The organism is Hufsiella ginkgonis (assembly GCF_009834915.1).
GTDB classification, from domain to species: Bacteria; Bacteroidota; Bacteroidia; order Sphingobacteriales; family Sphingobacteriaceae; genus Hufsiella; species Hufsiella ginkgonis.
Map to the genome: position 1 here is coordinate 324,798 of NZ_WVHS01000004.1, position 21,890 is coordinate 346,687.

Genomic DNA, 21,890 nt, shown 5'->3' on the forward strand with positions numbered 1-21,890 from the left:
TATAAAATACATTGTTAAATTGACCGTTTAACGCCTGATTAATAAAACCTTTTCCTTCAATAAGCGATTATCCTACCCTGATGAGGCAATACCTGTTCATTTTCGTTTTACTGTTGTACGGCGGAACCTGCATGGCGCAAAAAGTGACTGTTTCCGGCCGGGTGATGGACGAAAACGGCAAACCGCTGCCTTTCGGATCTATCGCGATACATAACACCACGAAAGGAACGGCCGCCAACGACGAGGGATTTTACCAGTATACGCTCGACAAAGGCACTTACGAGCTCGCCTTCCGCTTCATCGGTTATAAAACCCAGTTGATACGCGTGGAGCTGCAGCATGATACCGAACTGAACGTAAACATGGTGCAGGAATTTTTCAAACTGGATACGATCGTACTCGGGTCGGCGCAAGACCCTGCCGTAGGGATCATGCGAAGAGCCATCAACCTTCGCAAAACCCGCCTGAACGAGGTTAAGTCCTACTCCACCGACGTTTATATAAAAGGCGTACAAAAGCTGGTGCATGCTCCGAAGAAATTTCTCGGGGAGGATGTCGCCGCCGTGCTCAACCTCGATTCGTCGCGCCGCGGCTTGCTGTACCTTTCGGAATCGGAATCGAAACTCTATTATAAACATCCCGACCGTTTCCGGGAGGTGATGACCGCGAGCAAGATCTCCGGCAAGAACGAATCGCTGAGCTTTAATAAAGCGACGGACCTGTACGTGAACTTCTACCAGAACCTGGTGCAGATGGATGAACTTGCCATTCGCGGCTTCGTATCGCCCCTGGCGGATTTTGCGTTCTCCTACTACAAATACAAACTTTTGGGTACCAGCGTGGAAGACGGCGAAACCATTTACAAGATCCAGGTGATCCCGCGACGCGCACACGACCCGGTATTCCAGGGCACGCTGTATATCGCCAACGGCACGTGGCGGCTGCAAAGCGTCGACCTGCGCCTCACCCGTACCGCCAACATTAATTTCGTAGATACGCTTACCCTTAACCAGCAATTTATACCGGTTACCGGCGATGTGTGGATGCCTTCGTCGCTGCAGCTGAGCTTTAAGGGAAAGGTTTTGGGATTTTCGTTTGAAGGTTACTTCCTGGGAATTTACAGCAACTACCTGATCAATGCCAATTTATCAGATAAATTGTTTAATGGCGAGATCCTCAAGATCGTAACGGACGTACGGCAAAAAGATGAGGGGTACTGGGCTGATAAACGTCCCGTTCCGCTTACGCGGGAAGAGACGCTGGATTATGTGGTGAAAGACAGCGTAGAGAAGATCATGTCGTCGCGACGGTACAAAGATTCGGTAGATGCCGAAAGCAACAAGCTTACCTTCCTGAAGCTTGCCGCATTCGGTTACACCAAAACCAGCACGGTACATCATACGGAGTATAATTTCTCGCCGGTGCTCCCCGGGATCTTTTACAATACCGTAGAAGGTTTTGGCTATTACTACCAGGCATCCTTTAAAAAAGAATACAACCTTAAGAATTCGCTCAACGTTACTACCCGGCTTCGTTACGGCCTTTCGAACAGGCATTTTAACCCGAGCGTAGAAGCACGATATTATTATGACCCCGTGAACCTCGGCTTCCTGAGCATGAAGCTGGGGGCAGAAGTATTGGATATCAGCAACCTGCGATCGTCTGTGAGCGTTACCAACTCCATTAATACGCTGATCTACGAAACCAATTTCCGGAAGTTCTATGAAAAGAGAATGGTTACCTTCAACGGCAGTTATGAAGCCGCACCCGGGCTGTTCGGCACCTCCACGCTCGAGTACAGCCAGCGCTTCCCGATGTTAAACACCTCGACGTACCGCATTATCGACCGCAAGAACAAGCACTTCAGCTCTAACAACCCGTTTACCCCGGATGAGAATACGGAACTCTTTCCACGGCACGATGCCGTTACATTTATGGCCGAGCTGGATTATGCACCCGCCGCCCGGTATGTGACACGCCCGGAGGGGAAATTTTACGAGCCGTTTAAATACCCCCGTTTCGTGGTCACTTACCGCAAAGGGTTCAACAACATCCTGGGTTCTGATGTCGACTTCGATTTTGCCTCTTTCGAGATCTACCAGAACGAGCTGAAACTGGGCTTGTTAGGAAAATCCTCGTACACCGTAAAAGTAGGCAGGTTCCTCAATAACCGGCAGCTGTATTACCCGGACCTGCATCATTTTCGCGGTAACAATTCACTGATCTTCGAGAGCAGCTTACGAAACTTCCACTTCCTCGACCTGTACCAGTTCAGCGCCAGCCGGCAGTTCTTTGAGGCGCATTATGAGCATAACCTCGGCGGTTTTATCGTAAACAAGATCCCGCTGATCCGCAAGCTGCGACTCGACGAGATCATCGGGGGCGGCTACCTCGACCAGCCGGCCAACCAGACTTACTCAGAACTGTTCTTTGGATTACAACGGCTGATATTCAGGATCGATTACTCGCTGGCTTTCAACCACGACAGGAAGGTGTACAATGGGTTTAAACTGAGCTACCGGCTCAGGAGGAAGTAGAAAACGTACAACCTATTACGCTAATTATACTGAACGTGAACGAATTACGTAATACGTAGCCCGGCATACAACCCTTTAACTATTTTTAACGTCTACCCTTTAGTCAAAAGAATATCTTTGTTCAAATAGCCAACCTCTTATCATGATACGTTCCTTTATCATTGCTTTTTTATCGCTGTTTATCTTTTCCGGCGACGTTTTCCCGCAGGGATTTGTGATTAAGGGCACCATCACCGACCAGGACGGCGCACCCGTGCCCTTCGCCAGCGTATACCAGCAGGGAACCACCAAAGGAACTTCCGCTAACAGCGACGGACAGTATTTCCTGAAGTTTCCGGCAGGAAAGATCACCCTGGTGTTTAAATCGGTGGGATACACACAGGAAACACGAACCATCGAGCTCAAGGCAGATCAGCAGCTGAACGTAGTGCTTAAAGCACAGGTTTACCAATTGGGGGATATCGCCATTAAAGCCGGCGGACCGGACCCCGCCTACGAGATCATCCGAAACGCCATCAGTAAACGGAAATCTTACCTGCACGAGGTAGAAAGCTATAGCTGCGAAGTATACATTAAAGGCCTGCAAAAAATGCTTGCCGCGCCCAGGCGCTTCCTGGGCAAAGACATCGATAAACTTGGGCAGCAGATCGGTCTCGACTCCAACAGGCGCGGGATCCTGTACCTGTCGGAATCTGAGTCCAGGTACACGGTAAAGCCGCCTAACCAGCGCCACGAGGAAATGATCTCTTCGAAAGTTTCCGGCAGCAACCGGTCATTCAGCTTCAACAGGGCATCGGACCTGGATGTAAACTTCTACGAAAATCTCCAGGACTGGCAGGGGCTTACCAATCGTCCGCTCATATCGCCCATCGCCGACAATGCGTTAAGCTATTATAACTACAAGTTTCTCGGCACCACCATGGAAAACGGGGAACTGGTAAATAAGATCCAGGTGATCCCCAGGCACAAGGCCGATCCTGCTTTTGCGGGTAATATTTACATCATGGAAGATACCTGGCGTATTTACAGCGCGGAGCTCTATCTCACGAAAGATGCCAACATCAATTTTGTGGATACCGTTAAAGTGAACCAGCAATTCTTCCCCGCCCGGGGAAAGACCTGGATGCCGTCTACCGTTAGGTTCGACTTTGTTGGCGGGATGTTCGGGTTTCGCTTCGGCGGATATTACACCGCCGTATTCCGCGATTACGAGATCGAACCCACACTCGATAAAAACATGTTCCGGGAAGTAATGAAGGTGACCAAGGACGTGAACAAGAAGGATTCCGCCTACTGGAAGGAAGCACGCCCTATCCCGCTTACCGCGGAAGAGATCGAAGATTACAGCAAAAAAGGCGCCCTGGCCGAGAAACGGGCTTCGAAACCTTACCTGGATTCGCTTGACAAGGTTAACAATAAATTTAAGCTGGTGCCATTCATCTTTACCTCCGGGTATACGCACCGCAACCGCGCGAAAAGGGAATACATTACCTACAGTTCCCTCCTGGGATCGGCATTTTACAACACGGTTGAGGGGTTTGGCGGTAACTACACGGTCAGTTACCGCAAACAGATCGATTCTGCCACCAACCGCTACGTGTTCCTGAACGCAACTGCGCGCTATGGCTTTGCGAGCGAACAGTTTATGGGCTCTTTATCGGGCACCCTGCCGTTCCGGAAAATGCCTGTTAGTTTCGCCGCAGGCAGCACCATGGCCGATCTGAACCCGAGGGGCACCATTTCCACCCTCGGGAACACGGTAAACTCTTTGTTCTACGAGCGGAACTTCTTAAAACTGTACCGGAAAGATTTTGCCACCGTAACCACGTCGCGTCGCGTTGCGGGGGGCCTGCTCCTGAGCCTGCAGGCCGAATGGGCGAACCGGGAAGCACAGGTAAACCATGCTGATTACCTCATCCGCGATCTCAAAAACAGGTCGTTTACCTCCAATAACCCTTTCTCGCCACAGGCGGATGTGCCGCTGTTCCCCGACAACCAGTCGTTTACGCTAAACATGCGGGTGACTTACGAATTCAGTAAGAAATATGTCACCTACCCTTCCGGCAGGTACTATATTCCGTCAAAATATCCGCGCCTTGGGTTGAGTTATGTGAAAGGTATAGAAGGGGTCTTCGGATCGGATGTAGACTACGACCTGCTGTTTGCCGACATTACCAAATCTGACGTAGGGCTCGGCCTTTACGGCAAATTCTCATTTTACGCCGGCGCCGGTAAATTCCTGAACAATAACAAGCTTTTTTATACCGATTACCGCCATTTTGCAGGGAACCAGGCGCTGCGTTACCAGCCTGCCGTAAACCGTTTCCTGTACCTGAACTATTATTTGCCCAGTACCTCCAAGCAATACCTGGAGGGGCATCTCGAGCATAATTTCGGCGGACTGTTTGTAAATAAGCTTCCGCTGATCCGTAAACTGCACCTGCAGGAGATCGTAGGCGGCAACTACCTGACCACCCCGGGCTACAAGAATTACCGGGAGTTTTATGCCGGGCTAGAGTACCTCGGTATGCGTGTGCTTTATGGCGGCGCCTGGCAGGGGAATAGGCAAACCGACAAAGGATTCAGAATTGTTTACGCGTTTTAGCATGCCGGCATACTGATCGCTATTTTTGCGGGATGAAATCAATGAACTTACTGCTGATCCCCGCGCTATCGCTTTGCGTGGCATGCGGGACCTCCGTTACCCCTGCAAAACTTTACGGAAAGTGGAACTATACACGGATCCAGAGCCTAAACTGGAACCCCGACAGCACCACCACCCGGGAGATTGAAATGCAAAAGCCGTATGTACAGTTTAACGAAAATAACTCGCTGGTGATGGTCTGGGGCGGCGATACCATATTAAAAGGCACGTTTAAGCCCTCCGGTGATAAGATCCTCGTTACACAGCGATTGACCGGCGGGAAAACCCGCGACTTTTATTTTAAGATCTTTAAACTTGCCGGCAACGAGCTGATCTTCGATTCCACCGACCGCGACCCAAGCCGTGTGTATACCAGGAAATAGTCATTTATTTCAGTGGGCCGCTGCCGGTAAACCCGTTCGGATTTGTACAATACAGCGACCGCTATGCTGGTTATTTTCGCAATAAAAACAACATGAAAAAACTAATCGCCGGAGCTTTCATACTCCTTTGCACACTGGCCTCCTCCTCCCACGCACAAGCCCCCAAACAACTGGCGGCCGATTTTAAAAAACTCGAATGGATTACCGGCACCTGGAACCGCACCAATGCAAAACCCGGACGCTCGGGACACGAAAGATGGTTTAAAGTATCCGACACCGAGATCCGGGGCTTCGGTATCACTATGCGCGGCGCCGATACCGTATATGTAGAAAAACTGAAGCTGGTGGTGAGGGACGGCGGCATCTACTATTCGGCCGATGTTCCCGAAAACAAAGCACCGGTATTGTTTAAGCTCACCGAGATCAAAGAAGATAGTTTCACTTGCGAGAATGACGCAAACGAATTCCCCAAAAAGATCTGGTATGGCCGCACCGGCAATACCGTAAAAGCGGTGATCTCCGGCGGCGGGAAGTCTGTTGACTATCTGTTCGAGAAGAAATCCTGAGCGGCGGTCTTATCCTCGTCCAGTTGAAGGATCAGGCCTTCCAGTCCTTCAAATTTCCGGTCCTCCCGGATGAATTTATGGAAATATACCCGGATGGTTTGCCCGTAAATGTCACTGTTAAAATCAAAAAGGTTGACCTCGATGTTCCGCGTCATCCCGTTAATGGTAGGCCGGTTGCCGATGTAGCCCATGCCCCGGTAAGTGACAGCCGGGTGTTCGCCGCTGGCAGGAATGGCTGCTTCTACCGCATAAATGCCGTCGCCGGGAATCAGCTTATATGATTCGGCCACAAAAAGATTGGCCGTAGGGTAGCCCAGGGTTCTTCCAAGCCGGTCGCCTTTTATCACCTTACCGGTGAGGTGGAAGGGATACCCGAGAAAATCGCGTGCAGCGTCTACCTTCCCGGAGAACAGCGCGTTGCGGATCCGCGTCGACGAAACCGCCACGTCATTAATGTCCTGCTCGGGGATCTCCTCCACTTCAAAACCGTATTCCGGGCCAAAACAGAGCAGGTCGGTAAATCCGCCGCTGCGGTCCTTGCCGAAGCGATGGTCATAGCCGATCACGATCCGGCGCGTGCCGATCTGCTGCACCAGCACCTGCTTTACATATTCGCGGGGCGATAAGTTGGAGAAATCCCTGGTAAAGGGCGTGATGACCAGGTGATCGATGCCAAATTGCGCGAGCAGCTCCGACTTTTCGGAGATGGTGGTCAGCATCTTCAGGCTTTGATCTTCGGGATGCAGGATCATTCGCGGATGCGGGAAAAAAGTAAGGATCACGGTCTCGCCATCAATCTGTCTCGCCACTTCCTTTAGCCGGTCGATGATCTTCTGGTGGCCGATATGTACCCCGTCAAAAGTCCCGATGGTTACCACCGCATTCTTTACGGGGCTGAACTCTTTAATATCGTGATAGATCTTCATGGTGCTGTTAACGAGGCTAAATTAATTCACCAGCTTCTTTCAGTTCCCGGATGTGCGTTACCAGCTCCATTACTTCGAAGGCGCCGGCAACATCCAGCCCCCCGCTTTTGGTGCGGCGCAAAGCCGAAAGATAGGCGCCGTTGTCCAGGGCTTTACCGAAATCGTGCACGAGCGACCGGATATAGGTCCCCTTGCTGCATGTCACCTCGAAGTCGACCTCGGGCAACGCAACACGCGTGATCGAAAACGTTGAAATATGCACTTTGCGCAGCCTCAGCTCCACTTCCTCACCCCTGCGGGCTTTTTCATACAGGCGCTCCCCGTTAATTTTAACGGCCGAATGTGCGGGGGGATATTGCTCGGTATCGCCGATAAACCGGGCACAATTTTCGCGAACCTGCGCTTCGGTAAGCGCAGAGATGTCAAACTGCCCTTCCGGCGCGGTCTCCAGGTCGTATGAAGGCGTGGTAGCGCCAAGGACCATGGTACCGGTATACGTCTTATCCTGTGCCTGGAACGTGTCTATCTTTTTAGTGAGCTTGCCCGTGCAGATCACCAGCAGCCCTGTAGCAAGCGGATCGAGCGTACCTGCGTGACCCACTTTCAGCTTCAGCGGTTTAAATGCGTTGCGGATCTTTCCCACTACATCGAAGCTTGTCCAGCGGTACGGCTTATTGATCAGCAGCACCTCTCCTTCCGCAAAGTGGAAAGTTTTAAATTTAGTAGTTGTCAAGGTGCAAAGATAACCGGGATTTTGATAGCCTAAAATCCGAATTGGTATATTTACTGCATGAGGACATTGCCCTGCCTGCTGGTTTGCGTATTACTTTACCTGTGCTTCTCCGTTACCGTGCACGCCCAGGACCTTTTTACAGATTCCGTGGTGCGCAAACTGAGTGATTACCATGCGGGTAACTCCTCGCCCGCCTTGTTTTTACATTTCGACAAGAACGTGTACACCGCCAATGAAACGGCCTGGTTTACCGCGTACCTGCTTAACCGTCCTGCTACGGACACCACCCATACGTTATCTGTTTCGCTGGTGAGCGATGCCGATCGTACCGTAGTGCTTAAGCGCGAGTTCCTGGTGTTTAATGGTCTCGCCTTTGGCGACCTTTCGGTCCCCGATTCGCTGCCTGCGGGCAGGTACCACTTTAACGCATTTACCAACCACGTGGTCAACGGAATTCCCCAAAGCGCGTTTACCCAGCCCATCACGCTGAAAACTACCACCGAGCCGCCGTTCCAGGCCTCCCTAAAGCTGTTAGATACCGTAGCCGCCGACGGATTTTACAAGGTGCTGTTCGAGGGCTTTACCAAAGACAAGATGTTATTAAAAAATGCGGCGTTATCTTACAACGTTACACCAGGAGAAACGGTCAAAGCCCGCACCAACGAAAGAGGCGAATACCTTGTTCATATTCCCATAAAAGATGTTACCGCACTAAACAACACCTTGCGATTAACGGTATCGTGGCAAAAGGACAAACAGGGCCTGAGTGTCAGGCTGCCCGTCGCCCCGGCAGAAACAACGCTCAGGTTTTATCCCGAAGGCGGATATCTCATTGATGCAACGCCTTGTATAGTGGGCTGGGAAGCCAAAAGGCCCGGCGGGATACCCGTTCAGCTAACGGGGGTATTATTTTGCGACGGCGCACCGGCCGACACGATCTTTACCAGCAGCCTCGGAATTGGCAAGTTCCTGCTTACTCCCGTAAAAGGAAGCACTTATTTTATCCGTCCATTTGAACACAACCTGGCCGGGAAGGATTGGCCGCTGCCCCTTGCCATAGACAGGAGCCCGGCGATATCCGCCAACCGCAGCGTGGTCGACGACACGCTGAAAGTCACCGTCAGGAATATTGAAAAAGGCGGCCGGTTAGTGCTTCATAATTTCAATGAAGTATTTATTTCGAAACCGATCCCGGCAGGAGGATATCGCGCCAGTTTCAAGATCGCGCTTGATGGGCTGCCCCGCGGTCTTGCCGCGCTCACCATTTTCGACGAGGAGGATCGCCCTCGCGGCGAACGGCTCATTTTTGCGCACTATAACCAACGGGAAGCGCTGACTGCTACCACCGATAAGCCTGAGTACAAACCGCGCGAAAAGGTAACGCTATCCCTCTTGCTAAAAGACGCCGCGGGAAAACCGCTGCGGGGGATAGTTTCTATAGCTTGTGTGCAGGAAAACCGGCTGGAAACGGGAAACGTGACTGATATCGAAACTTATGCTTACCTGGTCCGCCTGCTTGGAAATCTGCCGGCCGACCCGATGGGCGAATGGGCCCGGAACAAAGGATACATCGAGAATATCCTACTGGTAAAGGGCTGGCGCAAATATAGCTGGCAGGAAGCGATGGCCGGCAAGCCGGCGCAGCCGGTTAACTATCAGTCACTGCAATTTACCGGGTCGGTTACTTATTTCAAAAAGCCGCTGAAGAAACCTGTCGCCGTAAGCCTTTTACGCGACTCTGCATTTTCCCTGCTTCAAACCGACAAAACAGGGACTTTTTTGCCCGCCATCCGCGACCTAATTCTTGCCCCTGATAAAAAGCTGCTCATCTCGGTAAATGAAAAGCAATATGCAGGTTACGACGTCAGGTTGAACGATCCATACTTGCCCGTGAGCGCCCGGCTTGCCCGGGAACAGGATGCCCCGGATGTGGCGGCCGCGGCGATCAACACCACCGGATCCCTGCTCATTAACCGGAACGAACGCACCATTATGATGAAGGAGATCAGCCTGACCTCGAAAAAAGACGATAACCTCTTCGGGACCCGCGGGTTCGGGGTAAATGCCTGCGGAGATTATGTATGCATGTACAATATTCTAAACTGCCCCAATCATAACGGGGCGTATGGAAACAAGGAACCTGTGGAAGGAAGGATCTACCTGTCAAACGGCGCCAGGGTCGTTTATTCCGGCTGTGTAAATAGCGCGAAAAAAGACGACCACGTGATCAGGGCCACCGGGATTTACCTGAACAAAGAGTTTTATGGCTCTGACTATTCGGAACTCAGCCCTTCGCAACCAGAATATTTTTCTACGATCTTCTGGAAACACGGCCTGCTGCTCAACGAAGACGGAACCGCATCAGCACAGTTCTATACCAGCGATATCACGGGGAGGTTTAAAGTTGTCGTCCAGGGCCTTACCAGTAACGATGTGGTATTTGGTGAACAGGCTTTCACCGTCACGAAACCGAAATAAAGAGTTAACCGGCACTACCGCTCAAATCACCTGCAAAGACCGTCCTGATAACAGGATCGCCAGGATGATCACCCCTACTACGATCCGGTACCATCCGAAAGCTACAAAGCCTTTCTTTTGCAGGAAGGTGATAAACGACCTGATCGCAAGGATCGCTACTAAAAAAGCCACGACGTTGCCGATAGCCAGGAGCTTGATCTCCTCGCCGGTGAGCGGGTAACCGTCTTTGTAAAAATCGTACAGCTTTTTAGCTGTTGCACCGAACATGGTGGGTACAGCAAGAAAGAACGAGAACTCGGCTGCCGCTTTCCGGGTAAGGCCCTGGGTCATACCGCCTACAATACTCGCCGCGGAGCGGGAAGTGCCGGGGATCATCGCGAGGCATTGGAACAATCCTATCTTAAGAGCCTGGAGGTAAGTCACTTCGTCGGTCGATCCGGTTCCCGAATTTTTAAACCATTTGTCGGTAAATAGCAGGATCACCCCGCCTACCAGCAGCGCGATGGCGACACCCATGGCATTTTCGAGCAGCTGATCGATCTTATCGCTTAACAGCACCCCCAACACCACCGCCGGAACAAATGCCACCAGCAGCTTAAAATAAAACTGGAACGATTGGAAAAAACGCTGGAAGTAAAGCACCACCACCGAAAGAATCGCACCTAACTGGATGGCCACGATGTACAATTTTACGAATTCTTCGGAGCCAATCCCCATTAGGGCAGAACCGAGGATCATGTGCCCGGTAGACGATACCGGCAAAAACTCCGTCAGGCCCTCGATGACGGCCAGGACGATTGCTTGTGCTGTAGTCATGCCTACTTGCGGAGAATAGCTACAAAACCGATGGCGAAGCCGGCAAGCACTACGATCGGGGCCAGCACGATTTTACGGAAACTATAAATATCGGTGGTGCCCGTCATCAGGATAAAGCCCAACAAAACAACACCAATGCAGAGCAGCATGAGCCGGTAATTTGTTTTACCAAAAACGAACTCAACCTGTTTGGTTTCTGTTGCAGGTGCATTTTTTTTCTGTGCCATATTATCTGTAAAGATTATGAATTTTTAGACTTAAATATTTGCTGACCGCGAAATAGGTGCTTAATCCAGAGATCAGGATCCCGGCTACGATCACACCAAGGAACACCACACCAAACTCGAACCAATTGCGGAGTATCACCAATTCAGGCACCTGCTGCTGCGCGAGGTAAAGGATCCCCATCAGCAGGATGATGGAAATAAGACCGGCAAGCAACCCGTGCAGAATGCCATACCCGAGGAACGGGTTACGGATAAAGTTCCGCGTAGCGCCTACCAACTGCATACTTTTGATTAAAAAACGCTGTGAATAAATAGCGAGCCGGATGGTATTATTAATTAACGCGATGGCGATAACAGTAAGAATAATGGCAAATGCCAGGATCACCAGGCCGATGAGCCTTACATTCTGGTTCACCGTGTCGATCAGCGATTTCTGGTAGATCACCTCTTTCACCAGCTGATTCTTCTCCAGCTGGCTGCTAAAAGTTTCGATGCTGGCGTTGTTGGCATAATCAGCCTTCATGTACACATCGATAGAGGAAAGCAACGGGTTATATCCAAGGAACTCCACGAAGTCCTCTCCCAGGTCGCGGGTAAGGTTATGAGCGGCAAGTTCTTTACTAACATATTGTGTTTTAAGCACATACGGATTTGCATCGATCTGCCGTTTCAGCGCCTGGATATCCACTTCACGGGCACCGTCGTTCACGATGATGTTCAGCACAATATTTTCTTTCACATAATTGGAAAGACCGCGGGCATGTACCAGGATCAAACCGAGCAATCCAAGCATCAGCAATACCAGCGAGATACTGATCACCGTAGAAATATAGATCGTTTTCGTCTTTTTTGCCGAGGTGCTGTCCTCAAATTCTTCCATAGTTAGCGGGCTTGACAGGCGAAATTAAGGAATAAATCCTAAATCAATTCATTTTTTCCCGTTTGATCAGGTATGCTTTCAGCACCTGGTAAAATCCGGCGTTCATGTCGGCATCCACAAAATCGATCCGGTATTGGGCGCACTTTAGCTGCAGCTCTTTGTGAAAGCCACGGATCGCTTCGAGATAGGAAGCTTTTACCTGGCTGGGATTCACTTTCAGCTCATCACCGCTTTCCAGGTCAATGAAATGGTAGGGGCGGTTATCGAACGCGAAGTCCAGCTCGCTTCGGTGCTCCAGCACGTTAAAGATCACCACCTCATGTTTATTATACTTAAGGTGCTGCAGGGCTTCAAAAATCTCCGCGAGCTCGGATTTCGAGCCTGCTGTTTCCAGCATATCGCTAAAAATAATGATCAGCGACCGTTTGTGCACCTGCTCGGCAATCTCGTGCAGCGCCGAGGCGACGGAGGTTTTTGTTCCGCGGCTTTCCCGTGCCAGGAGACGCTCCAGCTCGGCGAACAAATATTTCTGGTGCACAGCCGTAGACTTGGCCGGGGTAGAAAGCTCCACATGGTCAGAAAAACAGCTAAGCCCGAAGGCGTCCCGCTGTTTTTTGAAAAGATACATCAGCGAAGCGGCGGAATATACCGAGAACAACAGCTTGTTCATTTCCTTCCCGGGGTAGTACATAGACGATGATACATCGAGTACCAGCTGACAGCGAAGATTGGTCTCCTCTTCAAACCGTTTTACAAACAGCCTGTCGGTACGCGCAAATAATTTCCAGTCGATATTGCGGATCGAGTCGCCGTTGTTATATAACCGGTGTTCAGCAAACTCTACCGAGAATCCGTGGAAAGGACTTTTATGCAGGCCCGTGATAAACCCCTCTACCACCTGCTGTGCCAGCAACTCGAGGTTACCAAAATCCTGGAGTTCCTTGTACGTACTTAACTCTTGCGTCATCGTACTAAGTTAGTAATAACTTGTAAAATTGCCCGGAGTTTAAGGTTGTAAGTTGAAGGCAGCTTCAAACGCATCCCTACGTAATAAACTAATTACAATACTCCAATCCGTAATTCCATAGCTTCGATCTTTCAAATGTCATTCAGCGTATGAACTTTTATAAACTTACGACAGCCGCGCTTCTCAGCGGACTTTCGGTTACAGCCTTTGGACAGCAGAAAAAGGACCCGGTGTTCGCCGATGTTTTCGGCCGGCCGGTACAAGGCATCGTGAACCCGCTGCCCGCCGTTCGTTCCTGGGCAGACGATACCCACTATATTGAGAATCGCGGCGGTTTCCAGGGAACGCCTTATACCGTGGACGTAAAAACCGGCGAAGCAGTTCCCTCCACACCGGTACAGGTAAACCAGGCAAGCGTTTCGGTGCGCAATAAAGACATCTTTTACCGCGACCTCAACGGCAAAGAAACACAGGTGACAAAAGACACCGCCGAGGAAAAAAATCCCACGCTTTCACCGGACGGCACACAGGTGGCATTTACCCGCAACAACGATTTTTACTCGGCAGATATCGCCAGCGGCAAAGAAACACGCTATACCAGCGACGGAACTGACGTGATTTATAGCGGATGGGCGTCCTGGGTATACTACGAAGAGATCCTCGGCCGTGCCACGCGCTACAAGGCTTTCTGGTGGAGCCCTGACAGTAAACACCTCGCTTTCATGCACTTCGACGATTCGAAAGTGCCCATGTTCCCCATCTACGGCGCTACCGGGCAGCACGGATACCTGGAAAGGACCCGCTACCCGAAACCCGGCGACCGCAACCCGGAAGTGAAAGTAGGAATCGTAGCTACCGGGAACGCGCAAGTAGTGTGGACCGATTTCGACCCGAAAACAGACCAGTACTTTGGCACCCCGTTCTGGATGGCCGACAACAAATCCCTTTGGGTGCAATGGATGAACCGCGACCAGAACAACCTGGTGATCTATTCCGTGAGCCCGGAAACCGGACAGAAAAGTGTGATCTATGAAGAAAAACAGAAAACCTGGATAGACTGGTTCGACAATATGTATTTTCTCAAAAACGGGCAGGGCTTTATCCTGCAAAGCGACAAAAGCGGCTGGGGACATTACTATTATTATGACCTGACCGGGAAATTAAAGAAACAGCTTACCTCCGGGAACTGGCGCGTTTCAAACCTGCTGCGCGTTGACGAAAAAAACCAGGAGATCTTTTTCACCGCACGCAAAGAAGCGTCGACCCGTATAGACCTCTATAAAGTGAGCCTTAAAGGCGGCGAGCCAAAGCGTCTTACGTTCGGCAACTTCGATCACCAGGTAAGCCTTTCCCCCGGCGGAAGCTATTTCGTTACCACTTACTCCAACCTGCAAACTCCTAACCGTTCGGCTCTATACGATACCAACGGAAAGCTGGTGCGCGAACTCGGTGACTCGAAAGGCCCCCAGTTCGAAAACTATAACCTGCCTAAAACCGAGCTCGTGTACTATACCACACGTGACGGCCTCCAGCTGCCTATGAAAGTTACCTACCCGCTTAACTTCGATCCTTCAAAAAAATACCCTGTATGGACCTCCATTTACGGCGGTCCGGATGCCGGGCAGGTATATGATCGCTGGTCGAGCCCTACCGGGCAGACCTGGTGGTGGGCCAAAGAAGGCATTATCCAGGTAAACATCGACAACCGGAGCGCGGGTCACCTCGGCAAAACCGGTATGAATTACATTTACCGGATCCTTGGCAAATATGAGATCGAAGATTACATGGACGCTATCAGGTTCCTGGAGAGCAAAGGCTATGTAAATGAGCAGAAAGTGGGCATCACCGGCGGTAGCTTCGGGGGTTATATGACAGCCATGGCACTTACTTATGGCGCAGACGTGTTTACGCACGGAATTGCGGTGTCGTCGCCAACCAACTGGAACCTGTACGACACCCATTATACCGAACGTTACATGGATACGCCACAGGACAACGCCGAGGGTTACAACGTCACCTCCCCGGTTACTTATGCAGAAAAACTAAAAGGAGTGCTCCGCATCGTTCATGGAAATATGGACGACAACGTACATATGCAGAACAGCATTCAGCTGATCGACCGCCTCCAGGATCTCAATAAGGATTTCGAGATGATGATCTACCCGGGCCAGCGTCATGGCATCGGTGGCTCAAAAGCAAGACAATCTGCACAGGAAACCACTCGCTTTATTTACAAATATCTCCTGGAAAAACCGGTTCCCCAGGATTATATCGCTTACTGGAAATAACGGTACTGATTACATAACAAACGCCTGTCGGGTTAACCGCGCAGGCGTTTGTTATGACGCCCGTTATTTTAACCGGCCCTGCTGCTTTAACAGACCAGTTATGCGGATATCGTTTCGTTTGTCGAGCTGGGCGATTACAGCGCTGCCCGCCACCGACACGTACTGGATCCCGAGCTTTTCCGTTCCTTCGCTAAACGCCGGGTTGATTGAGGCGATACCCGTCACTATCGAGGAAAGATAGCCCGGGCGGAACTGCCCGCAGTACACGATCTCCTTATTCACAGTTACCGCAAAAGCCCTGTTCGACCCGAAGTTCTTTAGCGAATTAAGCGCGCCTTTTTTTGTCGTAAAAACATGCGTCGTGGAATCATAGGAAACGATCTGCTCGCTTTTCACCAGGATGGTATCAGAAAGCACCGCGTTTGTGATGGCCGTAATGTAGGGATAAGCAGTGCCGGTAGTGAATTGTGAATGCGACTTGAGCAGGTAAATATCCACCTTCCCTGGATATGCACCCTTTCCGCAACCAAATAAAAGGAATATGACAAACAAGTAAATGAGCTTTTTCATGATAAGATCCGTCTGGAGATTTATTCCCGATACGACCGCTTATCCTGTTCGTTACAGGTAAAAAAAAATCCTGCTTCATATGAAGCAGGATTTTTTTCGTTAAACGCATCACGTTTAACGTTTATCAATCCCAACTAAGCAAGCTGTTTGCTCAGCTTATCAGCAAGCACCGATTTAGGAACTGCGCCGATTTGTTTATCGACAATCTCACCGTTCTTAAAGAACAACAGCGCGGGTATATTACGGATCCCGAATTTCATCGAAATGTTCGGGTTGTGGTCCACGTTTACTTTTCCAACTACAGCTTTCCCGCTATACTCTTTCGACAATTCTTCTACTACCGGGCCAACCATACGGCAGGGGCCGCACCATTCTGCCCAAAAATCAATCAGTACCGGTTTGTCTGATTTTAACACCAACTCCTCAAAGTTTGCGTCGGTTATCTCTAATGCCATGATCTAGTTTTTTATTAATCAAAAGTATGTATTCAATAACCCTGCCACAATAGCGGGTTAACAATATGACAATTGGTTGTCAGTAGCATAAGGTCGTCCAGCCGGGGGGCTAAAAAGGAGGCGGATACTAACCAGGTAAACGCGCTAGTTAACATATGCCGTTAAAAGGACGGCAAAGAGCGTTTTCCTCATGTTAAAAGTGTTGGTTCTTGGCTGGTTTTAGAAAATCAGTTCAACTTGTAGGTAACGTTGCTAAGCTCCTTCAATTGTTCCAGGAACTCGTTGCTTGGAAATATCTTATGATTCTTTGATGGCATTTCAAGGGCCACGGTGTCTTCATAATCCAGTAAGCTGAATTTCAACAGGCAGTTCCGGCTGGGGTTCTGTTCGGCATTCAGCCGGAGGATCTCATCCATGCGCAGGATAAAGCTTTCCGATACCTCGGTGAGCGGAAGCTGGATGGTTAAACATTTTGCCATCTTATCACGCAATTCTGACAAGGAGGTGATGTGACTCACCTTAAACTCCCAGTTATCCTTCTGCCCGAAACGCTCTGTGATGGTTCCGCGCACCTGGAGAAAATAACCATCTGTGAAGAACGCCTTTTGTTTAACATATTCATCTCCAAACAAAACGATCTCGTAAGTATCCTTATAGTCTTCGATGATAAAGGAGCCGAACGGCTTGCCTGTTTTCGTGGTACGGTGCTGCGCTCCCGAAACCAGGCCGCCAATGGTAATTTCGCGGCCTTTTACTTTATTAAACTCCTCCCGTTCCTGGTCGTCCTGCAGTTCGCCCCCTTTGGCTTTGGTGGCCAGGGCCAGGTATTTCACGCGGTGCGAGCAAAAATGTTCCAGCTCAAAAAGGTAATTATCAAGCGGGTGACCGGTGAGATAGATACCGATCACGTCCTTTTCATATTTAAGTTTCTCGATCAACCCCCACTCCGGTGCATCAGCCAGCTGCGGGTTCTGGATCTGTGCATCGCTGGTCCCGCCAAAAAGCGATGCCTGTGAACTGTTAAGGCTGTTTTGGTAGTCGTTTGTGTATTTTATGAGCCGCTCGATGCCATTATACGGGCTATTATCGGGTTTTAAGAAAAATTGGGCCCTGTTAAACCCGAAGCAGTCGAATGCGCCGCCGTATACCAGGTTCTCATATACCTTTTTATTTACGGTACGCGGGTTTGAGCGCCTGGCAAAGTCTACGATGGTGGTATAAGGCCCGTTGGTTTCCCGTTCTTCCACGATGCTTTCTACCGCTTTCTCACCCACCCCTTTAATCCCTGACATTCCAAACCTGATCTCTCCCTTTTTATTTACGCCGAAACTGAGGTTTGATTCATTGATATCCGGTCCCAGTACCGCCAGTCCCATTCTTTTACATTCGTCCATAAAGAACGAGATCTTCTCGATATTGCCCTGGTTATTTAGTACCGCCGCCATGTATTCAGACGGATAATGCGCTTTCAGGTACGCCGTTTGGTAAGCCACGAAAGCGTAACAGGTGGAGTGCGATTTGTTAAACGCATAGGAGGCGAATGCTTCCCAGTCTGTCCAGATCTTTTCGAGCTTCTTCTCGTCGTGCCCATTTTGCTTGGCGCCGTCAATGAATTGAGGCTTCAGTTTGTCCAGCATTTTCCGGTCCTTCTTACCCATCGCCTTGCGGAGCACGTCGGCATCACCTTTGGTAAACCCTGCCAATTTCTGCGAAAGTAACATCACCTGTTCCTGGTATACCGTGATCCCGTAAGTATCACCGAGGTATTCTTCCATAACCGGCAAGTCGAAGCTCACCTGCTGCCGGCCGTGTTTACGGGCGATAAAGTCGGGGATATACTCGATCGGGCCTGGACGGTACAATGCGTTCATAGCGATCAGGTCTTCGAACTGGTCGGGCTTAAGCTCACGCAGGTACATTTGCATGCCGTCGCTTTCAAACTGGAAAGTGCCGTTGGTGTCGCCGCGTTGGTAGAGCTCAAAGGTTTTGGTATCATCCAGCGGGATGGTGTCGATATCTATTTCAAGGCCATAATTCTGCCTGATCAGCCGAAGGGCATCCTTTATAATTGTGAGCGTTTTCAGCCCAAGAAAGTCCATTTTGATTACACCGGCATCTTCGATCACTTTCCCGTCGAACTGCGTAACCAGCAGGTCCGACTCCTTGGAAGTAGCCACGGGAATAATATCCGTCAGGTCGTATGGTGCGATAATGATCCCCGCAGCGTGTATGCCCGTGTTCCTGATAGATCCTTCGAGTTTAGCTGCTTCCTGCAATACTTTTGCGCGGATATCAGTTCCCTTCAGAATCTCGTTCAGTTCCGGCACTTGTGCATAGGCCTCCTTTAAGGTGATGCCAAGGGTGTCGGGCACCAACTTTTTTAGCGCGCTCACGTCAGAAAGCGGCACATCCAGTACACGCGCCACGTCCTGGATACTGGTACGGGCGGCCATCGAGCCATAAGTAATGATCTGCGCCACCTGGTTCTTTCCGTATTTATCCACCACGTAATCGATCACTTTCTGCCGGCCGGCATCGTCAAAATCTGTATCGATATCGGGCATCGACTTACGGTCCGGATTCAGGAAACGTTCGAACAGCAGGTTATATTTCATCGGGTCGATATTGGTGATACCAATACAATAGGCCACCACTGATCCGGCAGCAGACCCCCTGCCGGGCCCGACAAAAACACCCAGGTCGCGGCCAGCCTTAATGAAATCTGAAACGATGAGAAAATACCCTGCGAAACCCATGATCCGGATAGTGTTAAGCTCAAATTGCAAACGCTCTTCGATTACCGGCGTAAGATCGCTATATCGGGTTCGGGCGCCGGTCATGGTCAGGTCGCGCAGGTATTCCCATTGATTCAGGGTATCGTCCGTATGAATCTTAAATTCCGGCGGTATAGGGAAGTTGGGCAGCAGGATGTCGCGTTTAAGCTGCAAGTGCTCAACTTTATCAACAATTTCGTTGGTATTGTCCAATGATTCGGGAAGATCATGGAACAACTGCGCCATTTCTGCCTGCGATTTAAAATAAAACTGGTCGTTTGGAAACCCGAAACGGTAGCCCTTGCCACCTTCTTCATCCGTGGCAATGGGGGTGCTTTGCATGTCGCCGGTATTTACGCAAAGCAAAATATCATGTGCATTGAAATCCTGCTGGTCCACATAATGTGAATCATTGGAACAGATCATTTTCACATTAAATTTTTTCGCATAAGTAAGCAGGGTGGTATTGATCTTTTTCTGATCGTCGATATCATGACGTTGGAGCTCTATGTAATAATCTTCGCCAAAAAGGTCGAGCCACCATTTAAATTCCGCTTCTGCTTCCTCCTCGCTTTTTTTCAGGATCGCCTGCGGAACGGAAGCACCGATGCAGCAGCTTGTAGCGATCAGCCCTTCATGATGTTTCAGGATCAGTTCTTTGTCTATCCTGGGCCATTTGCTGTACAACCCTTCCATGTAACCGAGCGAGCAAAGCTTGATCAGGTTCTTATATCCCTGCGCGTTCTTCGCCAGGAAAAGCTGGTGGTGACGCGCATCGCGGTTCTCTTTAGTGAATTGCTTTTTATGCCGGTCTTCCACCACGTAGAATTCGCATCCCACGATCGGTTTTACACCATGCTTGCCGGCCTCCGCAACGAATTTAAATGCACCAAACATGTTGCCATGGTCGGTGATCGCCATCGCTTTCATGCCGTCGCCCGCTGCTTTTTTAAAGAGACGCGAAATATCTGCGGCCCCGTCAAGTAAAGAAAATTGTGTATGTACGTGTAGATGTGAGAATTCCGGCATCGCTGATCGTTCTGAAAAATGTGTATCTAAATTATCAAAAAAATCAGGGTCAAAAAGGAGTGTGGAAAAGTATCAAAATCGGGGTGTGGAAAATTTGATGCCAACTGCTGCCTGGCAACTTGCATCGGCGATGCGGTAGGTAACTATTCTTAACCTCACTTTTGCAGGCGGAAGAAAGTAGTGTGATGGCAAATGATTTCGACAAGATACTCCGGGAGAATTTCAGGGAACCCAAGATGCGGTTGTTGCGGGAACTGCTCCAGTCAGGCACAACTACGATTAAGCCGCTGGTACCAAGAGTACAGCAGACAGTGATTGAAAGGGAAGCGGACACTATCGCCGAAGTAACCTCACCCGGAAGAAAAAACTACATCATTCACATAGAATGGCAGAGTAGTAACGACCCAAAGATGAGCCTGAGGATGGCAATTTATGATCTGCTGCTATACCAGGCCTACGAGAAAGATGTGCTGGGAATCGTTTTGTATGTAGGAAGAGAAAAACTCTCGATGCAAGACACCCTCGCATTTTTTGGACAGCGTTACAACTGCAGGATGCTCGATATCCGCTCATTTGATACTGAGCTTTTCCTGGGCTCCGATGACCCGGGAGAAGTAATGATGGCAATTTTAATGGGAAATGACGACCAGAAGTTGTACACCATTCGCCGGATATTGACTAAATTGCGGATACTTTCAAAAGGCGATAAAGCTGAGTTGCAAAAACGGGTAAAGCAGCTCGAAATACTATCGAATTTGCGAGGGAAAGAAACACAACAACTAATTATACAGGAGGAAAAAAACATGCCGGTCACATTTCAACTTACAGAAGATTTGCGGTACCTGGAAGGATTTGAACAAGGGGTACTCGACACAGTGAACAAGTTATTAAAAAACGGTGTTTCCGTAACCTTAGTGCAGGAGATCACCGGTATCTCCTCTGAAAAAATCGATCTGATCTTAAAACAGCACCGAATCGATAACGGCGAAAAAGAAAAATAACTGCAGCCTCCTTCTGCAACAATCCTATAACAGGCAAAAACCAATCCCGTTTTATCACGTTATCCTCTTGACTTTACCTTAAAACTTGCATATCTTAGATTCTACTAACCGTACCGATAAATAACCTGGATAGCCCTTATGCACATAAAACGCTGTTTGTCCTTTTCATTCTGTCTGCTGACGGCGGCCTTAATGGTCTTCGCATCGTGCAGATCGATGGACAAAACCCGTAAAGGGGCAGCGCTTGGCGCGGCGGCGGGGGGAGCGATCGGTGCCATGATCGGTAAAAAAGCCGGGAATAGCGCGATCGGCGCTACCATCGGGGCCGCATTGGGAGGCAGTACAGGTGCGTTTATCGCCGGTAAGCTGAAGAAAACACCAGACAGTCTGCGGAATTCTATCAATACGCTTTACGTGATCAATGGCATCCCCATGGATCAAAAATATGTGCACGACCGGCTTTCAAAAGTCGCCACCGAAAGCATTACCAGCGTAAAAGTCCTCACCAATTCAGAGGCCGTAGCCCTTTACGGCACCAAAGGTGAAAACGGCGCTATCCTCATCAGTTTTAAGGAGGGCAAATAACCCTTTCCTAAGGTGCCAAATACAACTTTTT

General features: G+C 49.9%; 17 protein-coding genes. 8 read left to right on the forward strand and 9 right to left on the reverse strand.

Going from position 1 to position 21,890, the window contains the following annotated elements:
* Positions 1 to 80: 80 nt before the first annotated feature.
* From GS398_RS17700 to GS398_RS17715, 4 genes are all read left to right on the forward strand, one after another.
* The gene (locus tag GS398_RS17700; RefSeq protein ID WP_160908143.1) at positions 81 to 2,537 is read left to right on the forward strand and encodes a DUF5686 and carboxypeptidase regulatory-like domain-containing protein; all 2,457 of its coding nucleotides are present in this window, start codon (positions 81 to 83) and stop codon (positions 2,535 to 2,537) included.
* A gap of 142 nt (positions 2,538 to 2,679) precedes the next feature.
* A complete protein-coding gene (locus tag GS398_RS17705; RefSeq protein ID WP_160908144.1) occupies positions 2,680 to 5,142 on the forward strand; it encodes a DUF5686 and carboxypeptidase regulatory-like domain-containing protein in 2,463 nt (820 codons plus the stop codon).
* 41 nt (positions 5,143 to 5,183) lie between these two features.
* On the forward strand, positions 5,184 to 5,564 hold the full coding sequence (locus GS398_RS17710; protein WP_160908145.1) for a hypothetical protein: 381 nt from the start codon (positions 5,184 to 5,186) through the stop codon (positions 5,562 to 5,564).
* Positions 5,565 to 5,656: 92 nt separating this feature from the next.
* Positions 5,657 to 6,130 (forward strand): DUF6265 family protein, encoded by a 474-nt coding sequence (locus GS398_RS17715; protein WP_160908146.1) that lies wholly within the window; start codon positions 5,657 to 5,659, stop codon positions 6,128 to 6,130.
* Here GS398_RS17715 and GS398_RS17720 read toward each other — a convergent pair.
* Positions 6,106 to 7,056, reverse strand: a complete 951-nt coding sequence (locus tag GS398_RS17720; protein WP_160908147.1) for a bifunctional riboflavin kinase/FAD synthetase — start codon at positions 7,054 to 7,056, stop codon at positions 6,106 to 6,108. The two genes, GS398_RS17715 and GS398_RS17720, sit on opposite strands and share 25 nt — an antisense overlap.
* 16 nt (positions 7,057 to 7,072) lie before the next feature.
* Positions 7,073 to 7,789, reverse strand: coding sequence for a tRNA pseudouridine(55) synthase TruB (gene truB, locus GS398_RS17725; RefSeq protein ID WP_160908148.1), 717 nt, complete (start codon positions 7,787 to 7,789; stop codon positions 7,073 to 7,075).
* A gap of 57 nt (positions 7,790 to 7,846) precedes the next feature.
* Between truB and GS398_RS17730 the strand changes: the two genes are divergently transcribed.
* A complete protein-coding gene (locus GS398_RS17730; protein ID WP_160908149.1) occupies positions 7,847 to 10,267 on the forward strand; it encodes a hypothetical protein in 2,421 nt (806 codons plus the stop codon).
* A gap of 21 nt (positions 10,268 to 10,288) precedes the next feature.
* Here GS398_RS17730 and GS398_RS17735 read toward each other — a convergent pair whose 3' ends face one another.
* Genes GS398_RS17735 through GS398_RS17750 form a run of 4 tightly spaced genes read right to left on the reverse strand, consistent with a single transcriptional unit; the run spans position 10,289 to position 13,157 of the window.
* Positions 10,289 to 11,083, reverse strand: coding sequence for an undecaprenyl-diphosphate phosphatase (locus GS398_RS17735; RefSeq protein ID WP_160908150.1), 795 nt, complete (start codon positions 11,081 to 11,083; stop codon positions 10,289 to 10,291).
* A 2-nt stretch (positions 11,084 to 11,085) separates the two neighbouring features.
* Positions 11,086 to 11,310 carry a DUF3098 domain-containing protein gene (locus GS398_RS17740; RefSeq protein WP_160908151.1) on the reverse strand — a complete coding sequence of 75 codons (225 nt, stop codon included), beginning with the start codon at positions 11,308 to 11,310 and terminating at the stop codon, positions 11,086 to 11,088.
* A 1-nt stretch (position 11,311) separates the two neighbouring features.
* Complete coding sequence (locus tag GS398_RS17745; RefSeq protein WP_160908152.1) at positions 11,312 to 12,190, reverse strand: cell division protein FtsX; 879 nt, start codon at positions 12,188 to 12,190, stop codon at positions 11,312 to 11,314.
* Between the two features lie 43 nt (positions 12,191 to 12,233).
* Positions 12,234 to 13,157, reverse strand: coding sequence for a DUF58 domain-containing protein (locus GS398_RS17750; protein ID WP_160908153.1), 924 nt, complete (start codon positions 13,155 to 13,157; stop codon positions 12,234 to 12,236).
* A 149-nt stretch (positions 13,158 to 13,306) separates the two neighbouring features.
* Here GS398_RS17750 and GS398_RS17755 point away from each other — a divergent pair, with 149 nt between their 5' ends.
* Complete coding sequence (locus GS398_RS17755; RefSeq protein WP_160908154.1) at positions 13,307 to 15,445, forward strand: S9 family peptidase; 2,139 nt, start codon at positions 13,307 to 13,309, stop codon at positions 15,443 to 15,445.
* 63 nt (positions 15,446 to 15,508) lie between these two features.
* Here GS398_RS17755 and GS398_RS17760 read toward each other — a convergent pair whose 3' ends face one another.
* The 3 genes from GS398_RS17760 to dnaE form a co-directional block, all read right to left on the reverse strand.
* Positions 15,509 to 16,015, reverse strand: a complete 507-nt coding sequence (locus GS398_RS17760) for a hypothetical protein (RefSeq protein WP_160908155.1) — start codon at positions 16,013 to 16,015, stop codon at positions 15,509 to 15,511.
* Between the two features lie 134 nt (positions 16,016 to 16,149).
* Positions 16,150 to 16,470: a thioredoxin gene (trxA, locus tag GS398_RS17765; RefSeq protein WP_160908156.1), complete on the reverse strand. Its 321-nt coding sequence runs from the start codon at positions 16,468 to 16,470 to the stop codon at positions 16,150 to 16,152.
* Positions 16,471 to 16,697: 227 nt separating this feature from the next.
* Positions 16,698 to 20,273: a DNA polymerase III subunit alpha gene (gene dnaE / locus GS398_RS17770; RefSeq protein WP_160908157.1), complete on the reverse strand. Its 3,576-nt coding sequence runs from the start codon at positions 20,271 to 20,273 to the stop codon at positions 16,698 to 16,700.
* A 161-nt stretch (positions 20,274 to 20,434) separates the two neighbouring features.
* On the opposite strand from dnaE, the gene GS398_RS17775 reads away from it, so the two are divergent.
* Both GS398_RS17775 and GS398_RS17780 read left to right on the forward strand, forming a co-directional pair.
* Entirely contained in the window at positions 20,435 to 21,274 is an 840-nt protein-coding gene (locus tag GS398_RS17775; protein ID WP_160908158.1) for an RpnC/YadD family protein, read from the forward strand.
* Positions 21,275 to 21,412: 138 nt separating this feature from the next.
* Positions 21,413 to 21,859, forward strand: a complete 447-nt coding sequence (locus GS398_RS17780) for a YMGG-like glycine zipper-containing protein (protein ID WP_160908159.1) — start codon at positions 21,413 to 21,415, stop codon at positions 21,857 to 21,859.
* Positions 21,860 to 21,890 lie beyond the last annotated feature (31 nt).

Excerpts from the sequence above, each read along its gene's own strand:
- GS398_RS17700 (WP_160908143.1), top strand. The coding sequence starts at position 81 with ATGAGGCAATACCTGTTCATTTTCGTTTTACTGTTGTACGGCGGAACC.
- GS398_RS17705 (WP_160908144.1), top strand. The coding sequence starts at position 2,680 with ATGATACGTTCCTTTATCATTGCTTTTTTATCGCTGTTTATCTTTTCC.
- GS398_RS17710 (WP_160908145.1), top strand. The coding sequence starts at position 5,184 with ATGAACTTACTGCTGATCCCCGCGCTATCGCTTTGCGTGGCATGCGGG.
- GS398_RS17715 (WP_160908146.1), top strand. The coding sequence starts at position 5,657 with ATGAAAAAACTAATCGCCGGAGCTTTCATACTCCTTTGCACACTGGCC.
- GS398_RS17720 (WP_160908147.1), bottom strand. The coding sequence starts at position 7,056 with ATGAAGATCTATCACGATATTAAAGAGTTCAGCCCCGTAAAGAATGCG.
- GS398_RS17730 (WP_160908149.1), top strand. The coding sequence starts at position 7,847 with ATGAGGACATTGCCCTGCCTGCTGGTTTGCGTATTACTTTACCTGTGC.
- GS398_RS17735 (WP_160908150.1), bottom strand. The coding sequence starts at position 11,083 with ATGACTACAGCACAAGCAATCGTCCTGGCCGTCATCGAGGGCCTGACG.
- GS398_RS17740 (WP_160908151.1), bottom strand. The coding sequence starts at position 11,310 with ATGGCACAGAAAAAAAATGCACCTGCAACAGAAACCAAACAGGTTGAG.
- GS398_RS17745 (WP_160908152.1), bottom strand. The coding sequence starts at position 12,190 with ATGGAAGAATTTGAGGACAGCACCTCGGCAAAAAAGACGAAAACGATC.
- GS398_RS17750 (WP_160908153.1), bottom strand. The coding sequence starts at position 13,157 with ATGACGCAAGAGTTAAGTACGTACAAGGAACTCCAGGATTTTGGTAAC.
- GS398_RS17755 (WP_160908154.1), top strand. The coding sequence starts at position 13,307 with ATGAACTTTTATAAACTTACGACAGCCGCGCTTCTCAGCGGACTTTCG.
- GS398_RS17760 (WP_160908155.1), bottom strand. The coding sequence starts at position 16,015 with ATGAAAAAGCTCATTTACTTGTTTGTCATATTCCTTTTATTTGGTTGC.
- trxA (WP_160908156.1), bottom strand. The coding sequence starts at position 16,470 with ATGGCATTAGAGATAACCGACGCAAACTTTGAGGAGTTGGTGTTAAAA.
- dnaE (WP_160908157.1), bottom strand. The coding sequence starts at position 20,273 with ATGCCGGAATTCTCACATCTACACGTACATACACAATTTTCTTTACTT.
- GS398_RS17780 (WP_160908159.1), top strand. The coding sequence starts at position 21,413 with ATGCACATAAAACGCTGTTTGTCCTTTTCATTCTGTCTGCTGACGGCG.